A 20,286-nucleotide genomic window follows, 5' to 3' on the forward strand; every position below is an offset into this window, starting at 1 on the left:
CTTAAGCCAGTTTCCAGACCAAGGTCTCGCCACCACCCAAGGGCACAATAGTAGTTGCCGCAAAGGGTAACTCCTCTGGAGGTGTCCAGCTCTGGCGAATCAGCCTGATTTTGCCTTGATTACGCGGCAAGCCATAAAAATCTGCTCCAAAGAAGCTGGCAAACCCCTCCAGCCGATCCAATGCACCCACCGCATCAAAGGCTTGCGCATATAACTCCATGGCCGTCAGCGCGGTATAGCAACCTGCGCAGGCCGCGCCATGCTCTTTCAAACCCTTGGCATGAGGGGCACTATCTGTCCCCAAAAAAAACTTGGCATTGCCAGAGGTAGCGGCTGCTACCAATGCCTCGCGATGCACTTCACGTTTGAGCACCGGCAAACAGTAGTAATGAGGGCGTAACCCACCGGTGAAAATGGCGGTTCGGTTATAAAGCAGATGATGCGCCGTGATGGTGGCGGCAACGCGCTTATCTGCATCGCGCACATATTGCGCAGCTTCGCGGGTGGTGATGTGTTCAAAGACAATTTTTAGCTCAGGTAAATCTTTGCGCAATGGCTGCAATACACGATCAATAAAGACCGCCTCGCGATCAAAAATATCGATCTCACGATCTGTGACCTCACCATGTATCAAGAGCGGCATACCCAGCTTTTGCATTGCCTCCAGCACCGGATAGCATTTGCGTATATCGGTGACACCCGCATCTGAATTCGTCGTGGCACCCGCTGGATACAACTTGAGCGCGTGTACCAGGCTCGATTGATGGGCTCGCTCAATTTCATCTGGCGCCGTATTGTCAGTCAGGTAGAGCGTCATCAATGGCTCAAAATGGCTACCTGGCAAAGTTTTACGCAAAGCAGCCACAATCCGCTCACGATAAGCCAACGCTTGCTCAGTGGTCGTCACTGGCGGTTTTAAATTGGGCATCACAATCGCACGGCCAAACTGTGCCGCAGTATGCGCCACAACGCTCTCTAAAGCCTCCCCATCACGTAAATGCAAATGCCAGTCATCGGGCTGGGTAATTTCAAGCGTATTTATAAAAGTCATGGTGGTCAAAAGTGTGTGCACAAAACGCTATTGTAAAAGGCTTGCCAAGCTTTTAACGGGCGAATACAGTAAAGTAGCTAAAGCATCAGATTTTCGCCCACCATCAAGATCATCGTCAGTACTCATACCATGTGCCAATTGCTCGGAATGAATTGCAATACGCCAACCGACATCCTGTTTTCTTTTTCGGGTTTTTCAGAGCGTGGCGGTAGCACGGATCATCATGCCGATGGCTGGGGCATCGCTTTTTTTCAGGAAAAAGCCTGCCAGACCTTTATTGATACCCAATCTGCTGCCACCTCACCAGTCGCGGCATTGGTGAAGGCTTATCCTATCAAATCCAAAAATGTGATTGCTCACATCCGTAAAGCCACTCAAGGTGCCATTACATTAGAAAACTGTCATCCATTTATGCGCGAAGCGTGGGGGCGACACTGGATCTTTGCCCATAATGGCGACCTGAAAAACTTTGCCCCGCCTCTGGATGGTTTTTATTCACCAGTCGGTGACACTGATTCCGAAATCGCATTTTGCTACATCATGCAAAATCTGCGCGCACGTTTCGGTACCAGCGCCCCTGATTCGCCCGAGTTATTTCAGACATTGCTGGCCTATACCCGTTATATCAGGTCACATGGACCTTTTAACTTCATGCTTTCAGATGGTAGAGCCTTATTCGTGCATTGCTCTACTTCATTACATTATGTGATTCGACAATTTCCGTTCAAACAGGCGCATTTAAGTGACGCCGATCTCACTGTCGATTTTGCAGCCCTAACTACAAACCAGGATCGAGTCGCCATCATCGCAACTCAACCACTCACTGATAATGAACAATGGACTACCGTTCCACCGGGAACCATGCTGATGTTTAAAGAGGGTCAGATAGAACTACACATGATGATTAAGGATGAATCCACAGATTAAAACCTGATCAACGCTACTTGCTAAATAATCTGACAGTTTTTTCCATCAACCAATGCAGGATCATACCTTAAATCAGCAATACATCAATCATTTATCAGGGGATAAAAATAAAAAAGCCGTGCATTGCACGGCTTTTTTATTAAAGAATTAATACTCAGGCAGCGACAACTTCTTGCGCAGTCGATTGTTTTTTACGACGAGCAATCACACCGATCAGGCCCAAACCAGCCAGCATCATGGCATAAGTTTCTGGCTCAGGAACAGCCGCTGTTACATGTAAGGCATACGTACTGAACTGACCACCACTCAACCTTGCAAAATAAGTGGAACCAGCTGTGCCCACAAATGAATTTGCTATCGTTGCCTTGTTGGAATCAAATACTGTCAGCAATGGGCTCACGTATTGGCTTGCTTGACGAGGGCGACCATTAAAAAAGTCCTGAAAAGAAACACTTACATTTGAATTAGTGCCCACTGTAAAAGAAAAGAAATCTTGTGAAGCATTTGGAAAACTACCAACCGCAACCAAATCATTAATTGGCGACACCGTGCCGATGAAATCAGCTTTAGCAAATGAATTATTCGGCTCGGACTCTAAGGAAATGGTTGTCGCCGAAGCGCTAATACCAACCAACATCATCGCCACCAGAGAAAAGCTTCGTATAGTTTTGTTCAACATAGTTTGCACCTTAGAAACCCAGACATAAGTCATAAACGCCTGAAATAAACTTTAGAAATTACCGTTGAAAACATTCTTACTGAATTGCCGCGGTCGCACAATCAAAAAAATGTAACTTTACTGTCACTGAATTGCTTTTTTACGGCGTCTGGCCATTAAAGAAACCATCCCGAATCCACCAATCATCATGGCGTAGATTTCTGGCTCAGGAACTGCAGCGATACTGCCAATAGCCAGTTTATAGTCGACTGTTTTAGCAGAATAGCTGGCGATTTCAACAAAATAGGTGCCCGCATTCAGGTTTTGATAGGTCAACTGAGTATCATTAAAGAAGGTAATACCTACCTGTTGATGCTGTCCATCATATAAATGTATGTAGCTATCCTGCAAGCCATACATATTGGTTAACCAAAGATTTGATTTGCTACCCAATGAAAAAGTCATGAACTCTGGGTCACTACTATTGGTGACACCTTGCATATAGTATTGATCAAAACTAACCAGCGGACTGGCGCTGATCAAATTTGCAGTACCAAAACTATTATTCGGCTCGCTCTCCTGCAAGAAATTTAATGTCACAGCCTGTGCATTAACAGCAAAGAGTAGCGTTCCAAAAACAAGTGTCGTAATTTTTTTGATCATGATTTTCTATTAAAAATGGATTTCTCTTCAATAACGCAAGAGTTAAACCACTTTAATAGAAAATCAGCAATCAAGCCGGAATTCGGGTCTTATTTCAAAAAAGTTCACACAAACAAGCCTTAAAACCTCATTTCAAACATGATCGCCACTGACTTCAACAAGAGCAATATTCTTAATGTGTCAAAATTTTCGACAAAAACTCTCTGGCTCGAGCCGTATTTGGCGCACCGAAGAATTCCTCTGTGGGACGATCCTCAAGAATATGGCCTTGATCCATGAATACGACCCGATTGGCGACTTTGCGCGCAAAACCCATTTCGTGCGTCACACAGATCATGGTCATCCCTTCCTTGGCCAACTCCACCATGACATCAAGCACTTCATTGATCATTTCTGGATCAAGCGCCGAGGTTGGTTCATCGAACAACATGGCAATCGGATCCATGGCCAAGGCTCGCGCAATTGCCACGCGCTGTTGCTGTCCCCCTGAAAGCTGGGCAGGGTATTTGTCTGCATGGGCCTTAAGACCGACTCGCTCAAGCAGATGCAAGCCTTTTTGTACCGCAGCATCCTGACTACGACCTAATACCTGAGTTTGTGCCAAAGTCAGGTTTTCGGTAATCGATAAATGAGGAAATAATTCGAAATGCTGAAAAACCATGCCGACGCGCGAGCGCAATTTGGGCAAATCCGTCTTTTTGTCTCCGACCGAAATGCCATCAACCAGAATTTGTCCTTGCTGAAAGGGTTCCAGACCATTAATGGTTTTGATTAATGTTGATTTACCGGAACCAGAAGGACCACAAACCACAACAACATCACGTTGCTGAACCTCAAGAGAACAATCCGTCAGGACCTGGAAGCGACCGTAAAACTTGCCGACATGCTGTAGTGAAATCATCGGATTATCCTTTTACTGAATAACTTAACGAGCATGGAAGTCGATGTACAGATTACCCAATACACGGCCCCCGCAAATAACACCATCTCAACAATTCGGCCATCCCGCTCGCCTGCGCCATAGGCTGCGCCAAAAAAATCAGTCAACGCGCTCACATAAACCAAAGACGTATCCTGAAACAGAATAATGGCCTGTGTCAGCAACAAAGGTGTCATATTACGCACGGCCTGGGGCAGAATGACATGACGCAACGCCTGCCATTGATTCATCCCCAACGCCTGCGCTGCGCCAATTTGGCCGGGCGCAATACTGTGAATGCCTGCCCGAATAATTTCGGCATAGTAGGCCGATTCAAACAGAGTAAACGCGACCATGGCCGAGGCCAATCGCATATCCGTGCCATTGGGTAAACCCAGCAAAGATTCAAGCAGACGCGGCACCACCAGAAAAAACCAGAGCAGCACCATCAAGAGCGGGATGGAACGAAACAGGGTGATATAGCCTGTTGCAAACCACGATAACAGGCGTACGCCCGAGATTCGCATGGCAGCCAATGCCATGCCCCAAAGCATGCCAACCACAATCGCCACCAACGTGATTTCCAGCGTGACAATCATGCCTTGCCACATGACAGGCAAATTATCTGGAATCAGGGAAAAGTCGAATTCATACATGATGGCTCCGTTTTCTCCGATCAAGCGTTTGCCTTGCCATTACGGCCAGGTAAACGGGTTTTGGCTTCCAGCCAGTACATGCCACCCATGACGAGTAGATTGATGATGGCAAAGCTGATGGTGACAGCCAGAAACGATTCATAGGGTCGTGCCGCGTAGTCCACCAGCTGACGGCCTTGCGCAGCCAATTCGAGCAGACCGATGGTCGAGGCCACACAAGAATTTTTAAAGATATTGAGAAACTCGGAAGTCAGCGGCGGAATGATCGTGCGCAACCCGACAGGCAAAAGTACGTGCCAATAACTTTGCCAGGGCGTGAGTCCCAATGCCAGTGCCGCGCGTCCTTGACCACCGGCAATGGCCTCAATCCCCGCTCTGACCTGCTCAGTCACCCGCGCAGCAGTAAAGAGTGAAAGGCAAAGAATCGCCGCGGTAAATTGCTGCGCGACCGGCGAGGTTTGCTTATAAGCGTCGCCCCAATGCACAGGCAACAATTCTGGCAAGACAAAGTACCAAATGAATAACTGTACCAGGAGTGGAATATTACGAAACACTTCCACATAGCCAGCAGCCAAAGCATTAAGAAAACGATTTGGCCAGGTACGCGCCACGCCCAAGGCAATACCTAAAACACAAGCCAATATCCAAGAGATCAGTCCAAGTTCAACTGTGCGCAAAAACCCCTGGAGAACCCAGTCCAGATAAGTGGTTTGACTACCTTCCTGAACGGGGCTGACCAGAAACCCCCATGACCACTGATAACCATTCATGATAGTGGCTCCGTGGGTGATTATTCAAAAGCCTTGTCATTTGGACTCTGGTAGAGCTTGACCATGTCGTCACTCAATGGAAAGTTGAGATTGTTGCCACGTGGGGGCACAGGCAACTCAAACCATTTGTGATAGATCTCTTTGGCTTGGCCAGACTTCATGGCCTTGGTCAGCGCTTCATCGACAACCTTTTTAAAATCCACATCTTCCTTGCGCATCATGCAGCCATAGGCTTCATGGGACTGCGGTGCACCAACCACCGTCCAGTCATCCGGTTTTTTGGATTTACTGATTTCGCCATAAAGCAGCGCATCATCCATCATGAAGGCGACTGCCCGCCCTGTTTCCAAAGTGAGGAATGACTCGCCATGATCTTTGGCGCTGACGATGTTCATGTCCATTTTTTTGTCTTCATTGAGCTTGCGGATCAAGCGCTCTGAAGTCGTACCCGCGGTGGTCACCACATTTTTCCCGGCCAGGTCAGCAAAGTCTTTAATGCCAGAAGTTTTTTTAGTCAGCAAACGCGTGCCCACCACAAAAATGCTTGTTGAGAAAGCCACCTGCTTTTGGCGCTCAAGATTATTGGTGGTCGAGCCACATTCCAAATCCACCGAACCATTTTGCACCAGTGAAATACGATTTTGCGAATTGACCGGCAACTCCTTGACTTCCAGTTTGCTCAGTTTAAGTTTGGCCTTCACCGCTTCTACGGCGATCTGCTGCAGATCATAAGAATAACCAACAGTACGGACCCCACCCAGGTTGTATGAAAAGGGAATGGAGGACTCTCGTACCCCCAGATTGATCACACCAGTTTCCTTGATTTTTTTAAGCGTGCCGGTGAGTTCTTCAGCCTGGGCCAAAGTCAGAAAAGCAGCACTGATCAACACGGCGATTATTTTTTTCATGGCGAACCTCTCTCGTTTTTGAATGGTTATGGGTGTAACAAAAAAACCTTAGCTCATTCCTAGTGCATATGCAGATACCTTGCCTAAACAAATAGTATTTGCATACTCCATAGCAGTAAGTCCATATTTAAGTCGCTTAAGTGCATAAATAAAGGGGTTGTTTTTTTACTCCTACTCAGTATCATTTTTACTAGAAGAGGATTGTTGCCGCGCCCACATTTGGGAATAAACCCCTGCTTGATCCAGCAATTCTTGGTGCGTCCCACGCTCCACAATGCGGCCATGTTCCATGACCAGAATCTGCTGCGCATCCACAATGGTGGAAAGCCGATGCGCGATGACCAAGGTCGTTCTATCTTTGGCAATCGCTTTAAGCTGGGTTTGAATCGCTTGCTCCGAGCGTGAATCCAATGCAGAAGTAGCCTCATCAAAAATCAAAATTGCCGGATTTTTGAGAATCGTGCGTGCAATGGCCACCCGCTGTTTTTCACCACCCGATAGCTTCAACCCGCGTTCACCCACCATGCTGTTGTACCCTTCCGGCAAACTGACGATGAAATCATGAATATAAGCAGCGCGTGCGGCGGCCTCAATTTCTTCTGGGGCCGCGCCAGGTCGACCATAGGCAATATTATAAAAAATCGTATCGTTAAAGAGCACCGTATCTTGCGGCACAATGCCAATCGCCGATCGCACTGAAGTCTGAGTGATCTGCCGAATATCCTGGCCATCAATACGAACCGTGCCACTTTGGACATCATAAAAGCGAAATAGCAAACGCGCTAGTGTGGATTTACCCGCACCGCTGGTCCCCACCACAGCGGTTGTCGTCCCCGGCGCAATGACAAACGAGACATCATGCAAAATCTGCCGCTTCATGCCTGGCGCCACACCTGGTGCGGCATGCATGTCATAAGCAAAATTTACCTGATCAAATTCAATACGAGGTCCGTGCGCAACATCCAATAAACGCAATGGCAGCGCGCTGGATAAATCGACAACTTCCCGATGCACGGACAACAACTTGAACATACGCTCCAGGTCCGCCAGACTCTGTTTGATCTCACGATAAATCACCCCCAAAAAATTGAGCGGGATATACAACTGAATCATGAAGGCGTTAATCAACACCAAATCACCCAAACTCATTGACCCGTCCACCACACCGGCAGTAGCACGCCATAAAATCAAAATTAAAGCCGTCGCAATAATGACCTGCTGGCCAACATTCAGAAATGACAACGATTGCTGCGACTTGATGGCAGCCTTACGCAAATTTCTCAGGCCTTCGTCATAGCGCCGCGCCTCGTACTCTTCATTATTGAAATACTTGACAGTTTCGTAATTGAGCAATGAATCAATCGCCCTGGTATTGGCTTTGGAATCCATTTCATTCAACGTACGCCGAAAGTGCATGCGCCACTCCGTCACCGAAACCGTAAATACAATATAGGTTGCCAGCGCAATGATGGTGATGACACCAAACCAATAATCATATTTGGTCAGCAAATAGCCTAATACCAGCCCCACCTCAACAAGCGTCGGCACAATGCTATACAGCGAATAGGAAATCAGCGAAGAAATACCGCGTGTGCCCCGCTCAATATCACGCGTCATACCACCCGTTTGACGCTCCAGATGAAAGCGCAATGACAAGGCATGCAGATGGCGAAACACATTGAGGGAAATTTCCCGAACAGCAGACTCAGTCACCTTTGAAAAAAGCAGTTCGCGCAACTCCGTCAACAATGAGGTAGACAAGCGCAACAAACCATAAGCAATGAGCGTGGCAATCGGCAGGACCAGCATCGCACGAGGATGTTCAGGGGTAATCGACAAACCATCGACCAATTGTTTGAGCACCAATGGCACGCCGATATTGGCTACCTTGGCAAGTACCAAACATATCAATGCCAGCGCCACTCTCAATTTGTACTTGAGCAAATAAGGCAATAATGACCGAATGGTCTGCCAGTCATTACGTGGAAGAGATGCCACACCTGAAACGCTGGTTGGTGGCAAGGACAAGGAAGAATGACGACGCATGGATACAATCAGAATGTTTTTTTCATTCTAATCCGCATGACAGGTCTGTGCTGGCCTATGCAGATTTAACACAACAGGTGCATCATGTCCGATCAAGATAACAACGTCTCACTGCCCGCCAATAAAATGCCCGCCTTGCGCGTGATCCCCATGCCCAAGGATGCCAATCCTAACGGCGATGCATTTGGTGGCTGGATCATGTCACAAGTTGACCTGGCTGGGTCTGTCGCTGCCAGCTATGCCATTGCCGGACGATTTGCAACAGTTGCCGTTCATTCCTTCGTTTTCAAACAGCCCGTCTTTGTGGGTGATCTTTTGACGCTTTATGCCAATGTGGAAAAAATCGGCAATACCTCCATCACTATTAAAGTAGAAGTCTATGCCCAACGCTGGCACAACAAGGATGAAGTATTCAAAGTAACTGAAGCGACACTGGTTTATGTGGCACTTGACGAAGCTCGCAAGCCACGCCAGATTACCAACAAATAGATTTAGCCCATAAAAAAAGCCGGACAAGTCCGGCTTTTTTTACTGAAATGAGATCAAACCAATGCTTCAGAATCAGTCCACATTTTGGCTTTATCGGCACCATCACGCGACAACTGCATCCGATATTCAAAACGGTCCGGACGATAGTAACCACGCAAGAGCTGCACTGGCAAACCTGACTTGTCATAAGTAACGCGCAGCACATACAGCAAAGGTGCGCCTACCTGCACGTTCAAATGACGCGCCACATTCGCGTCAGCCAATTTTGCGCTAATGGTTTGTGATGCACTCGCTACTTCAATACCGTTTTCTTCAAGCAAACGCAAAGAAGCCTTTTGCTCCAATTCACGACGGCCAAAACCACGAGAAAAACGCTCTGGGACAAAAGTGGTCAGATGCGCAATGGGCAAATTACCGACGGTACGCATTCTGGTCGCCTTTTGAACTGTTGCGCCCTCAGCCAATTTCAAGGCCTCGCAGACCTCAGTCGAAGCAGTCACCAAAGCTACATCCAACACACTGACCACACAGTCAGTTGGCATCTTCATCATATCGCCAAGCAGACCATCTGCATCATGCGCATCTTTGGAGGGCTCAGCAGTTAATGGGCGATTGGCAAATGTACCCTTACCGCGACCACGAGCAATCAAGCCTTCATTCACCAGATCCTGCATTGCGCGACGAATCGTGACCCGCGACACTTTATATTGCTCGGTCAATTCCATTTCGGAAGGCAACGGTTGACTGTCATACCGGCCATCCAGAAGATTCTGGCGCAAAATCAAATAAATTTGATGATAAAGAGGCACTACCTGATTTGCTGAGACTTTTTCTTCTCGTTCCATAGCTGCTTTCATACTAAAAAATAATTCGCGACGCTCAAGTACCAGTTAAGAACACAAAAGTACTAAAATGTTCAACCATGATTCACATTAACTTGAAAGATGTCATTGTTGACAAATTAAATTGTTAAATCAACCCGATCAAAAGAAATTCACAAAAATACACTCATAACTTAACAATTGTTAACAAATGTGTGGGGATGAAGTTCTAGTTATTTTCTACTACGACATCACCCTGTTAAACTTTACAGGTAAATACGAGTTTTTTGTGAAAATTCGTCACGAAAATTCTGAATTATTTAGTAACAGTTACTAAAATAATGGCAAACGACCAAGATTTAGAAGAATTTAAGCCATTTTAATAACTAAAAATGCATTTTCAATAAATTGAAGCTATCAAGAAAATGCCTAAAAATGTCCCACCTTGTTTAGATACGTTCAATCACCCCTGCAGCCCCCATTCCAGTGCCGACACACATCGTCACCATACCGTACTTGAGATTTTTGCGCTGCAGTGCGTGTACCACTGTCGTGGCACGTATCGCACCAGTAGCACCCAGGGGATGTCCAAGTGCAATCGCTCCACCTAAGGGATTGACCCGCTCCGGGTTAAGTCCGACATCCTGAATAACTGCCAAAGACTGAGCAGCAAAAGCCTCATTTAGCTCAATCCAATCAATCTGATCCAGACTCAATCCAGTTTTTTTCAATACTTCAGGAATCGCCACAATGGGACCAATCCCCATAATTTCAGGCGGCACACCTTTAACTGCAAACCCGGCAAAACGCGCGAGCGGTGTCAGATTGAATTGCTTCAGTATTTTCTCGGATACCACCATCAAGGCAGCAGCACCATCTGACATTTGCGAGCTATTTCCAGCGGTTACCGAACCTTTCGCTGCAAAAACCGTTTTCAACTTTGCCAGACCCTCAATGCTGGTATCGGCACGCGGACCTTCATCGGTCTCCATCAACCGAGTCACTACGTCCAGTTTGCCAGTCAGAAGATTGGCAAATTGTTCTTTGATGAGAAAAGGTGAAATCTCATTTTTAAATTCACCTGATTGAATTGCCGCCAAGGCCTTTTGATGCGATGCCAGTGCAAATGCATCTTGCGCTTCCCGGGAAATTTTCCATTGCTGCGCGACCTTTTCCGCAGTCATGCCCATGCCATAAGCAATGCCAAGATTAGCTTCACTCTCAAAAACCTTGGGATTGGTCGAAGGCTTATTGCCAGTCATTGGCACATAACTCATCGACTCAACACCGCCCGCGATGACAACATCAGCCTCACCAACACGAATTCGATCGGCCGCCATCGCCAGCGCAGTTAAACCTGAAGCACACAAACGATTCACTGTCACTGCGCCGATGGTATTGGGCAAACCCGCCAACAATACTGCACTGCGTGCCACATTCCAGCCTTGTTCGGCTTCGGGGAACGCACATCCTACAAAAACATCTTCAATCAACCTAGGGTCAAGGCCAGGGACTTGTGCCACCAGCTGCTGCAATACATAAAGCAGCAGATCGTCTGGCCGAGTATTTTTAAATGCACCACGTGGGGCTTTACCAACCGGTGTTCGTGTTGCCGCAACAATATATGCGTCTTGTACTTGTTTGGTCATGATGAGTCCTTGTTGATGCAAATCAATTAATTGCGTACAGGCTTGCCGTTTTGCAGTATGCCCATAATGCGTTCCTGCGTTTTGGGGTGTTCAATCAGTTCACAAAAGGCTTCGCGCTCCAAGTCCAGAACCCATTGCTCATTGATCAAACTGTTTTCCTCAACATCACCGCCACAAACCACATGCGCAATCTTGTTGGCAATATAACGATCATGTTCCGAAATAAAACCACCTGCACTCAGGTTGAGAATTTGCGTGGCAATCGTCGCTTTGGCATTACGTCCTGCTGCGCGGAATGGACGACGCAATGGCGGGCGACTGCCCGTGTCGGCCATCGCCTTGGCCGTTTTTAAGGCAACCGACAGTAATTCATACATATTGAAAACGACGATATCACTGGTCAACAAATAACCCATGTTCTGAGCATCCAGTGCCGACTTGGAAACCGCCGCTGTTGCCGCACTCTGAAAATATGGTGTGAGGAACGGCAAGATAACACCTCCCTTTGATTCCTCAGCAGCACGACGTGCTGCATGCGTCAAGCCACCCGCCCCGGGCAACAAGCCAACACCAACTTCAACCAAGCCGATATAGCTTTCCAGCAATGCCACGCGCTTTTGACATGCCACCAACATCTCACAACCGCCCCCCACTGCCATACCACCGACGGCAGCCACGGTAGGTACATTGGCATAACGCAAAGCCATAAAAGATTGCTGCAGATGCGAAACTTCTTGCTCAATGGCCTTGGCACCACCACTCATAAACAAGGGCAACATTGACTGCAAATCAGCCCCACCACAAAAAGGTTTGCCTTGATAACTGCTTGGCGACCAGATGACCAAGCCTTTGAAATTGGCTTCAGCTTCACGGATTGCTTCAAAGATGGTTGCAGTTGACTCATGATTGATGGTATTCGCCTTGGTCTTGGGCGTGTAAATTAAAATTTCACCATCTAGTGTCCATAAGCGCACCGAATCATTTTCTTTAACCGTCTTGCCGGCCTTATCTGCAGTCAGTGCCCCCTCGCCCAACACCGGCGCACGGAAATACTGACGGTTATAAATAGGTAAATCAGAGCGGCTGACAAAAGCATTTTTGCTTGCCGAATAGGATCCGTCTGCAGCATGAACACCACCATTGTTAGCTACTGCGCCAGTAAATACCCACTCCGGTAACGGTGCTGCACATAATGCTTTACCAGCATCAATATCTTCCTTGACCCACTTGGCAATTTCCTGCCAGCCAGCCGCCTGCCAGATTTCAAATGGGCCTTCACCCCAACCAAAACCCCAGCGAATGGCAAAGTCGATTTCGCGTGCACTGTCGGCAATTTCATTCAGATGCAAAGCCACATAATGAAAGGTATTACGGAAAATCGCCCAGACAAACTGAGCTTGGGGATGACTTGATTCACGTAATAACTTGAACCGCTCTTTGGGCTCTTTTTTGAGAATACGCGCAACCAGCTCGTCAGTCTTGGCATCGGCAGCGACATAAGTAAAACTCGCCGGATCAAGCCGTAATATATCCTTGCCCACCTTCTTGAAAAAACCTGCACCAGATTTTTGACCAAGATCACCTTGCTCAACCAGTTTCTTCATGACCGCCGGGGTTGGATAGATTGGGGCAAAAGGATCATCCTTCAGATAGTTTTCCATGGTCTTGCCAACATGAATCATGGTATCCAAGCCAACGACATCGGCAGTACGGAATGTCCCGGACCGGGCACGGCCCAGTTTGGCTCCAGTGATGTCATCGACCACTTCATAAGTCAATCCATAACGCTCGGCCTCAATCATGGTCGACAAAATGGAGAACATACCCACGCGATTAGCGATAAAGTTAGGTGTATCAAGTGCCCGCACCACACCTTTGCCAAGCACTGTCGTCAAGAAGGTTTCCAGCGCATCCAAAATATCTGATCGGGTCGCAGCAGTTGGAATCAATTCCACCAGATGCATATAGCGCGGAGGATTGAAAAAATGAACACCCAAAAAACGGGCCTTCAAATCGGCATCAAATCCTTCTGACAAAGCTGTGATCGACAAACCTGAGGTATTGGTCGCAAAAATGGCATCAGTACGAATATGCGGTGCCACCTTTTTATAGAGATCATGCTTCCAATCCAGTCGCTCGGCAATCGCCTCGATAATCAGATCACATTGCGACAGCTTGTCAAGATCATCTTCGTAATTGACAGGTTCCAAAAATTGCGCATCCTCCACAATAGCCAAAGGAGCAGGATTGAGTTTTTTTAAATTTTCAATCGCCCTGATGACTACGCCATTTTTGTTGCCTTCTTTGGCTGGCAGATCAAACAACATGACTGGAACACGTGCATTCACAAGATGCCCTGCAATTTGCGCCCCCATCACACCCGCACCAAGTACGGCAACTTTTTTGACGATGAAATTTGACACAACAACCTCCACTAGAAAAATTCAGTCATAGACTGCTCAAACCATGATTGAGAAGCCAAGTCACTTAAAAAAGATCCGCATCCATCTGCATCAGATTATCGGCACCACTACGCGCCTGACGTATCAGCATGGCGGTTTCAGGCAATAAACGCGCAAAGTAAAACCGGGCAGTGGCCAACTTGGCTTGATAAAATGCATCATCAGATTGTTTTGACAAGGCAATTTTGACCATCCGCGTCCATAAATAGGCAAACATCAGATGCCCGACCACGCGCAAATAAGGTACTGCCGCTGCGCCAACTTCATCCTGATTCTTCATTGCCTTCATGGCAATTTCCATCGTCAGTTTTTCGACTTTATCAGCCAAGTCTGCCAATGGGTTGATGAACTCCTGCATGTTCTCGACCACGCCTTCAGCTTCAATCAGTTCACGCACTAATTTGCCAAACTTCTTGAGCCGCGCCCCCATATCGGACAACACTTTGCGCCCTAACAAATCCAGCGACTGAATAGTGTTGGTGCCTTCATATATCGTACAAATCCGCGCATCTCTGACCAACTGCTCCATACCCCATTCCTGAATATAACCATGACCACCAAATACCTGCAGACATTCATTCGTCACCTGGCAACCGTTATCGGTGAGAAAAGCTTTGACCACCGGGGTCAACAAGGCAACCAGATCAGCCGCATCCTTGCGCACAGTTTCATCAGGATGATTAAGCTCCTGATCGATCAACAGGGCATGAAAATAAGCAAGTGCCCGACCACCTTCGGTATACGCACGTGCTGTCAGTAACATGCGCCGCACATCAGGATGAACGATGATTGGGTCAGCAGCTAGATCTGGTGATTTTTTACCGGACAGAGAACGCGACTGCAAACGCTCTTTGGCATAGGCTGCCGCATTCTGATAGGCCACCTCGGACAAACCCAAGGGCTGAATGCCTACACCCAAACGTGCCGCATTCATCATCACAAACATGGCAGCGAGTCCACGATTAGGCTCACCCAGCAAGTAACCGGTCGCACCATCCAGATTCATTTGGCAGGTCGCATTGCCATGAATGCCCATCTTGTGCTCAATCGCGCCACAATAAATGGCATTACGATCCCCCAGTGAGCCATCTGGATGAACCATGATCTTAGGCACCACAAATAGCGATATCCCTTTACTACCTGCGGGCGCATCGGGCAGACGTGCCAACACCAAGTGAATGATGTTCTGACTCAGATCATGTTCACCACCCGAGATAAAAATCTTGCCACCAGTCAGATGAAAACTGCCATCCGTCTGTGGTTCGGCACGAGTCCGCAATAAACCCAGATCAGTACCACAATGCGCCTCTGTCAGGCACATTGTGGCTGACCACTCACCGGCAACCAGCCTGGGTAAATACAGCGCTTTCAATTCAGCAGAGCCATGCGCATGAATGCATTCATAAGCCCCATGGGTCAGCCCGGGATACATGGCCCAGGCATGACTGCCAGAACAGAGCATTTCCATGAATGGAATATTGACCGACATTGGCAAGCCTTGACCACCATATTGCGGATCACACGCCAGTGCCGGCCAGCCAGCATCGACAAACTGCTGATAAGCGGCACGGTAACCTTTAGGGGTTGTGACAGAGCGATTATCACGATCATAATGACAGCCTTCTTGATCGCCTGGCTGATTGAGCGGGAACAGCACTTCGGCGCAAAATTTGCCACCTTCTTCCAGCACAGCGTTAATCGTATCAACATCCACCTCGGCATAAGCCGGCATGGCCTGGAGTGAAGTTTGAATCTGCAATAACTCATGCAGGATAAACTGAACATCTCGAATCGGTGGGGTATAGTGCGGCATGGTGTCTCCTTGGTTGTTTTATGCCATTGCCTGATTAAGCCTTGAAGTCAAAATCGCAATTTCAAACCACTGCCTTGAGCTGCTTACCAGCGCGCCCTCTTTCCGAGCGCTTATGTTCTCGAATCAAACGCTCGAAACCTGTCTTGGCGCGCTTTTCACTACCTGCCGTCCTGAGAAAACGGGCATCATGATGCAATGCCAGAATCAAACCATACATCTCAAAGACGATTTGCTTGGGATCAGTATCGACCAGCAGATGCCCTTCTTCGACTGACAATCTGACTGCCCGTTCCAGAATACCTTGCCAGGTACTCACCATATCCACCAGCACTTCACGAATTGGCCCTGGACGGTCATCGTATTCCACCGCTCCACTGATGTAAATGCAACCACTGGCAATTTCTCTGGCACAGCGTTGCAACCATTTTTCAAACAAGGCCTCCAGGCGAGGTAGACCACGCGGTGCGGCCAGTCCGGGAAACAGGATTTCTTCCTCAAACTCACGGGTGTACTCCCTGAGTGCGGCAATCTGCAATTCCTCGCGTGAACCAAAATGAGCAAATACACCACTCTTGCTCATCTGCATACGCTCCGCCAGTACACCGATGGACAGGCCTTCTATCCCGGTTCGGCTGGCTATATCAAGCGCACACTTGAGAATGGCGGCTCTGGTCTGTTCACCCTTGCGCATGGTTAACATGTACTTAAAAAAATAAAACGAACGGTCGTTCTATTATTCACGCCTCAAGATGAAATTGCAAGCGCAGCCGATCTCAACAAATGAGCCATTAACCCGGCACCGTAGCGATCCAGCCTTCCAGTGGGTCAAACTGCTTTGGCAAACCGTAATGAAGGTCACGCTGTTGCCAGCACACAGCCGCCTGAACCGCGCAAAGCATCGCATCCAGGGCGTCACCACTGGCATCGTCCAATAATTGTTGTTGCAAGGCGGCACTGCAATTCAAGGTAATGTCGTGCGGCCGACCTTGCATCAGTGCCTGAAGAATTTGCTGACGGGCAGTAAAACGTGCTGTGGTCTGCTTGGATCGATCGTCACTCTTATAACTGGCACGGGTGATCAGCCTTGCGCTATAGCCCGGATAAGCTTCCAGCGCAATGCGTCGTGGGTCACCGTCATGCAAGCCAGGTAAATGTACGCCAGCAGCCAGCAAGCGTGGTACGCCTTCTTTCAGCATGTAGGCGACAGGCGGATTGACCCACTTCATGCTGGGACTGGCCGCTGCCGGAATATCACAGGCACGATGTGCAAACTTGTTGCCGACGGGACGCGCATGACAAAAGGCACGAAAGATGTCGCGAATCTCGGCGCGACTGAGGCCGGCATAGTACGCCATCAAGGTCGGCCAATCCAAAGGCCAACCAAGTTGAATAATCAATTCACGCGGTAATCCAAAGGGATGATCAAAACCCGCAATCCAGCTCTGCTTGTCGGCCAGCCAGGTTTCATAGTCAGCCCAGGTGACAAAGCCCTGCAATTGCTGCAAGGTCAGGACTGACTTGGTCAAGCTGGCAACAGCCAGCATGATGGGTTTGCGACGGGTGGGCGAGCTGGTCAGATCTATCCCGCACACCTGCATGATTTAACCTTGCTCAGATGACTTGCTCGAATTGAATTCACCTGTCTGCTGCTTGAGCTTGATGGCATGATGCTGCGCCTCTTGTTGCTGACGCAGTGACTTGCGTTGCTGTGCCGCCTCAAAACGTCCAGCCTCTTCGGCATTGGTTGGCTGAAACGGCGGCACCTTGGTCGCCTTGCCATCGGCATCCACAGCCACCATCGTGAAGTAGCAACTATTGGCATGGCGCACAATACGCTCGCGAATATTTTCGGTGATCACCTTGATGCCGACTTCCATCGACGTATTGCCGGTATGGTTAATGGAAGCCAGAAAAGTCACCAGTTCACCCACATGAATGGGCTGGCGAAACATCACCTGGTCTACCGACAGTGTTACCACATAGCAACCGGAGTAACGACTGGCACAGGCATAAGCGGCTTGATCCAGCAGCTTGAGAATCGTGCCACCGTGCACATTGCCCGCAAAGTTGGCCATGTCGGGCGTCATGAGCACCGTCATGGTGAGTTGATGCGAAGGGGTTTCCATGTCGAGAAAATAAAAAGCTATAGAAGTGCTCTATTTTAGGGGCGCTTTCAATAAGCTGCTGGCAACTGCCAAATTAGCTTGACGCACTATCTCTACAAAACTGGCATAAGGCACGTCGGCAATGCTGACCAGACCAAAATGCGCATTTTCGCCATCCAGTAAACGGCCGGTTGCTGGTTGATCCAGATACTGAAACCAGTGCACACCCACCATATTAGGAATCACCGCTGCCTGCTGTAAATAATGTTGATAATGCGCAGCACGTTGGGCTTCACTGCCCACATCGATCAAACCAGCCCAGAACGGGCCACGATCAGCCGAGCCAAAGTTGAATTCTCCAATCAATATCGGCTTGTCGTAATGGCTGAAGTGATCGCGTTGCCAGCCCTGCAAGTCGTTTGCATAAACATTGATACTGAGCACATCACACCATTGCGCGCAGGCCTGCATGGCTTCGGGCGTGAGCGCGGCAAAGCGACTACCCAGATAAAGGTGATTGCCGTCTTGCTGCTGCAAGGTTTGTTTGACCACGCGAAAATATTGCTCGGCATAAAACCTGGTCATGGCAGACAGATCTGCCAGGAGCGCGGCGTTATAAGGTGCGGCCAAGTGAATGGGCGCTTGCGCAGCTGACCAATCACGCACAGGTTCTTGCACCGATTGCGGCATGGCCCAGGCATCTTGCCAGGCTTGCGTCGTGGCGTAACGGGTTTGCAGCCAATGTACCAATGCCTGCTTGGCGGGACTATTGCGATCCATTAATAGTGCATTGACGACTAAAGAATAATTGGGTGCACCGGTTCCCCAGGCCAATTCATTATCTACAAAGTAACCCAGCAGACTGGGATCATCCTTGTGTCCGGCGACTGCTTTCATCACGGCAGCTCGGGTGGCATCGGCAAAACGCGGATCAAACGGATCGGGCATGGCGCCCCAATAATCAAAGCCGCTTTTGACACTGGCATACTGACCAACAATCGCAATCGGCTGTACATAAGTCAGCTGCCCGGCCTTGCGCACGGCAGTTTTAACCATATCGTGACTCCAGTTGCCAATGGTATTAAAACCCCATTGCTTGACGCGCGTCATCGTATGGCTGGCCCAGGCTTGCAGGTAATCCTTGCCATACTTGCGTTGCAGATTGGCTGTATAAAAATTGAAGTAGCGCCCATGATCAAATTGCCGTCCAGCTTGCGAAAGCATATCGGCACGACGATCATCATTGCCATAATGGCGCGCCAGTGGCGAGCTGGCATCTGGCAAATCGCTGAACATGAATTCACGGCCTGCTATATAGGTAGCGCCATCCAGCAGATCAACCGTATTGACACCGATTGAAAAAAACGGGTTGCCTTGGGGACTCACCAACCACCAGCGGCCTTGCTGTTTTTGCACACGGAAGAAACCGCTCGGTTTAAAACTGGATGCCCCCGCCAAGTTGCGCCAGCCGCCAAAATCATCAAGCTGCGACGTTGTTGCAACATCGGTACCGCTGTTTCGCAAAGGCGGGTCCACCTTAAGCAGGTCACGATCATCACGTACTTTTTCTGGCCAATCACTGCGGCTGGACTGACCGAAGCGATCAACCAACGCCTCATATGCCGGCTTATCCCATTGATAATTAGCCACCAGCAGTTCACCAAAACGCACAGCCTGTGGCACCGCCCGCCCTGCCACCACCAGATGCACCGAACTAATATGCGCAAGCTGCGTGGTATCCATTGGTGTGGCAATCAACAATGGCGCAGCAGGTAGTTCACGCACAGATAAACCCAAGGGTAATGGTCCGGCACGCATTCCCCAGCGTCGCGCATCTTGCTGATGCAGCGCCATGACCAAGCTGACTTTGGCATGAGCAGGTAGCAATGCCTGACCAACCAGTGTTTGCGGTGTTGCCTGCGCGGTCTGATTGTCATTGAGCCGCACAAACAAGGTGATCGGAAAATCATTCAAATTTTCAACAGGCAAGAGTAAGGTACTTTGAGCTGACCAATTCCAGGTAGCCAATCGATTGGCTTCACTGGCTTGCGTGGGTTGCAACACCACAGCGGGCCAGTCCGTCTTGGCATCAAACAATATTTGCGTCCAGCTACTATCGCCTGGATTACTGACCCGACTGCTCACGGCCCGACTGAGTAAGTCAGCGGAATGATCAAGGTGGGCATTGCGCAATCCGAGCTTGGTGGTGACAACGCTGGCGCCGTTCTGCGCTTGGACATGAAAAGGCCAGATACACATCGCCATGAACAGCCACGCTGCCATGCAACGCGTCAGGTTGGATTGGATATTATGGTGCATAAAAGTCTCAATGGTATGGACAAGCAAGCA

The 20,286-nt window shown here is 48.8% G+C and carries 17 protein-coding genes and 1 pseudogene; 2 read left to right on the plus strand and 16 right to left on the minus strand.

The window, feature by feature from the left end; translation table 11 throughout:
- Position 1: 1 nt before the first annotated feature.
- Positions 2–1,051, minus strand: coding sequence for a dihydroorotase (gene pyrC, locus ACMYR3_RS14940; RefSeq protein WP_424192720.1), 1,050 nt, complete (start codon positions 1,049–1,051; stop codon positions 2–4).
- A 129-nt stretch (positions 1,052–1,180) separates the two neighbouring features.
- Here pyrC and ACMYR3_RS14945 point away from each other — a divergent pair, with 129 nt between their 5' ends.
- Entirely contained in the window at positions 1,181–1,978 is a 798-nt protein-coding gene (locus ACMYR3_RS14945) for a class II glutamine amidotransferase (RefSeq protein ID WP_424192721.1), read from the plus strand.
- Positions 1,979–2,132: 154 nt separating this feature from the next.
- Here the strand turns inward: ACMYR3_RS14945 and ACMYR3_RS14950 are convergent.
- The 7 genes and pseudogenes from ACMYR3_RS14950 to ACMYR3_RS14980 all read right to left on the minus strand — a co-directional run.
- A pseudogene (locus tag ACMYR3_RS14950) lies at positions 2,133–2,252 on the minus strand (PEP-CTERM sorting domain-containing protein); the annotation flags it as partial.
- 528 nt (positions 2,253–2,780) lie between these two features.
- Positions 2,781–3,299, minus strand: coding sequence for an FxDxF family PEP-CTERM protein (locus ACMYR3_RS14955; protein WP_424192722.1), 519 nt, complete (start codon positions 3,297–3,299; stop codon positions 2,781–2,783).
- 172 nt (positions 3,300–3,471) lie between these two features.
- Complete coding sequence (locus ACMYR3_RS14960; RefSeq protein ID WP_424192723.1) at positions 3,472–4,200, minus strand: amino acid ABC transporter ATP-binding protein; 729 nt, start codon at positions 4,198–4,200, stop codon at positions 3,472–3,474.
- Positions 4,197–4,874: an ABC transporter permease subunit gene (locus ACMYR3_RS14965; RefSeq protein WP_424192724.1), complete on the minus strand. Its 678-nt coding sequence runs from the start codon at positions 4,872–4,874 to the stop codon at positions 4,197–4,199. The genes ACMYR3_RS14960 and ACMYR3_RS14965 overlap by 4 nt, the downstream gene beginning before the upstream one ends.
- A gap of 20 nt (positions 4,875–4,894) precedes the next feature.
- Positions 4,895–5,644 carry an amino acid ABC transporter permease gene (locus ACMYR3_RS14970; RefSeq protein WP_424192725.1) on the minus strand — a complete coding sequence of 250 codons (750 nt, stop codon included), beginning with the start codon at positions 5,642–5,644 and terminating at the stop codon, positions 4,895–4,897.
- Between the two features lie 20 nt (positions 5,645–5,664).
- On the minus strand, positions 5,665–6,552 hold the full coding sequence (locus ACMYR3_RS14975) for a glutamate/aspartate ABC transporter substrate-binding protein (RefSeq protein WP_424192726.1): 888 nt from the start codon (positions 6,550–6,552) through the stop codon (positions 5,665–5,667).
- A gap of 171 nt (positions 6,553–6,723) precedes the next feature.
- Entirely contained in the window at positions 6,724–8,598 is a 1,875-nt protein-coding gene (locus ACMYR3_RS14980; RefSeq protein WP_424192727.1) for an ABCB family ABC transporter ATP-binding protein/permease, read from the minus strand.
- Positions 8,599–8,682: 84 nt separating this feature from the next.
- On the opposite strand from ACMYR3_RS14980, the gene ACMYR3_RS14985 reads away from it, so the two are divergent.
- Complete coding sequence (locus tag ACMYR3_RS14985) at positions 8,683–9,087, plus strand: acyl-CoA thioesterase (protein ID WP_424192728.1); 405 nt, start codon at positions 8,683–8,685, stop codon at positions 9,085–9,087.
- A gap of 53 nt (positions 9,088–9,140) precedes the next feature.
- Here ACMYR3_RS14985 and ACMYR3_RS14990 read toward each other — a convergent pair whose 3' ends face one another.
- From ACMYR3_RS14990 to ACMYR3_RS15025, 8 genes are all read right to left on the minus strand, one after another.
- A complete protein-coding gene (locus ACMYR3_RS14990) occupies positions 9,141–9,932 on the minus strand; it encodes a GntR family transcriptional regulator (protein WP_424192729.1) in 792 nt (263 codons plus the stop codon).
- Positions 9,933–10,357: 425 nt separating this feature from the next.
- The gene (locus ACMYR3_RS14995; protein ID WP_424192730.1) at positions 10,358–11,557 is read right to left on the minus strand and encodes an acetyl-CoA C-acyltransferase; all 1,200 of its coding nucleotides are present in this window, start codon (positions 11,555–11,557) and stop codon (positions 10,358–10,360) included.
- A gap of 26 nt (positions 11,558–11,583) precedes the next feature.
- Positions 11,584–13,980 carry a 3-hydroxyacyl-CoA dehydrogenase/enoyl-CoA hydratase family protein gene (locus tag ACMYR3_RS15000; RefSeq protein ID WP_424192731.1) on the minus strand — a complete coding sequence of 799 codons (2,397 nt, stop codon included), beginning with the start codon at positions 13,978–13,980 and terminating at the stop codon, positions 11,584–11,586.
- Between the two features lie 64 nt (positions 13,981–14,044).
- Positions 14,045–15,832: an acyl-CoA dehydrogenase C-terminal domain-containing protein gene (locus tag ACMYR3_RS15005; protein ID WP_424192732.1), complete on the minus strand. Its 1,788-nt coding sequence runs from the start codon at positions 15,830–15,832 to the stop codon at positions 14,045–14,047.
- Between the two features lie 61 nt (positions 15,833–15,893).
- Positions 15,894–16,523: a TetR/AcrR family transcriptional regulator gene (locus tag ACMYR3_RS15010; RefSeq protein WP_424196553.1), complete on the minus strand. Its 630-nt coding sequence runs from the start codon at positions 16,521–16,523 to the stop codon at positions 15,894–15,896.
- Between the two features lie 97 nt (positions 16,524–16,620).
- Positions 16,621–17,430: a DUF429 domain-containing protein gene (locus ACMYR3_RS15015; protein ID WP_424192733.1), complete on the minus strand. Its 810-nt coding sequence runs from the start codon at positions 17,428–17,430 to the stop codon at positions 16,621–16,623.
- A 3-nt stretch (positions 17,431–17,433) separates the two neighbouring features.
- Positions 17,434–17,958, minus strand: a complete 525-nt coding sequence (locus tag ACMYR3_RS15020) for an acyl-CoA thioesterase (protein WP_424192734.1) — start codon at positions 17,956–17,958, stop codon at positions 17,434–17,436.
- Between the two features lie 30 nt (positions 17,959–17,988).
- Complete coding sequence (locus ACMYR3_RS15025; protein WP_424192735.1) at positions 17,989–20,256, minus strand: hypothetical protein; 2,268 nt, start codon at positions 20,254–20,256, stop codon at positions 17,989–17,991.
- Positions 20,257–20,286: the final 30 nt, after the last annotated feature.

It is taken from the genome of Ampullimonas aquatilis (genome assembly GCF_049675895.1).
GTDB classification, from domain to species: Bacteria; Pseudomonadota; Gammaproteobacteria; order Burkholderiales; family Burkholderiaceae_D; genus Ampullimonas; species Ampullimonas aquatilis.

What these genes read in the sequence shown, in the direction of transcription:
- pyrC (WP_424192720.1), bottom strand. Translation starts at nt 1,051, where the DNA reads ATGACTTTTATAAATACGCTTGAAATTACCCAGCCCGATGACTGGCAT.
- ACMYR3_RS14945 (WP_424192721.1), top strand. Translation starts at nt 1,181, where the DNA reads ATGTGCCAATTGCTCGGAATGAATTGCAATACGCCAACCGACATCCTG.
- ACMYR3_RS14955 (WP_424192722.1), bottom strand. Translation starts at nt 3,299, where the DNA reads ATGATCAAAAAAATTACGACACTTGTTTTTGGAACGCTACTCTTTGCT.
- ACMYR3_RS14960 (WP_424192723.1), bottom strand. Translation starts at nt 4,200, where the DNA reads ATGATTTCACTACAGCATGTCGGCAAGTTTTACGGTCGCTTCCAGGTC.
- ACMYR3_RS14965 (WP_424192724.1), bottom strand. Translation starts at nt 4,874, where the DNA reads ATGTATGAATTCGACTTTTCCCTGATTCCAGATAATTTGCCTGTCATG.
- ACMYR3_RS14970 (WP_424192725.1), bottom strand. Translation starts at nt 5,644, where the DNA reads ATGAATGGTTATCAGTGGTCATGGGGGTTTCTGGTCAGCCCCGTTCAG.
- ACMYR3_RS14975 (WP_424192726.1), bottom strand. Translation starts at nt 6,552, where the DNA reads ATGAAAAAAATAATCGCCGTGTTGATCAGTGCTGCTTTTCTGACTTTG.
- ACMYR3_RS14980 (WP_424192727.1), bottom strand. Translation starts at nt 8,598, where the DNA reads ATGCGTCGTCATTCTTCCTTGTCCTTGCCACCAACCAGCGTTTCAGGT.
- ACMYR3_RS14985 (WP_424192728.1), top strand. Translation starts at nt 8,683, where the DNA reads ATGTCCGATCAAGATAACAACGTCTCACTGCCCGCCAATAAAATGCCC.
- ACMYR3_RS14990 (WP_424192729.1), bottom strand. Translation starts at nt 9,932, where the DNA reads ATGGAACGAGAAGAAAAAGTCTCAGCAAATCAGGTAGTGCCTCTTTAT.
- ACMYR3_RS14995 (WP_424192730.1), bottom strand. Translation starts at nt 11,557, where the DNA reads ATGACCAAACAAGTACAAGACGCATATATTGTTGCGGCAACACGAACA.
- ACMYR3_RS15005 (WP_424192732.1), bottom strand. Translation starts at nt 15,832, where the DNA reads ATGCCGCACTATACCCCACCGATTCGAGATGTTCAGTTTATCCTGCAT.
- ACMYR3_RS15010 (WP_424196553.1), bottom strand. Translation starts at nt 16,523, where the DNA reads ATGCGCAAGGGTGAACAGACCAGAGCCGCCATTCTCAAGTGTGCGCTT.
- ACMYR3_RS15015 (WP_424192733.1), bottom strand. Translation starts at nt 17,430, where the DNA reads ATGCAGGTGTGCGGGATAGATCTGACCAGCTCGCCCACCCGTCGCAAA.
- ACMYR3_RS15020 (WP_424192734.1), bottom strand. Translation starts at nt 17,958, where the DNA reads ATGGAAACCCCTTCGCATCAACTCACCATGACGGTGCTCATGACGCCC.
- ACMYR3_RS15025 (WP_424192735.1), bottom strand. Translation starts at nt 20,256, where the DNA reads ATGCACCATAATATCCAATCCAACCTGACGCGTTGCATGGCAGCGTGG.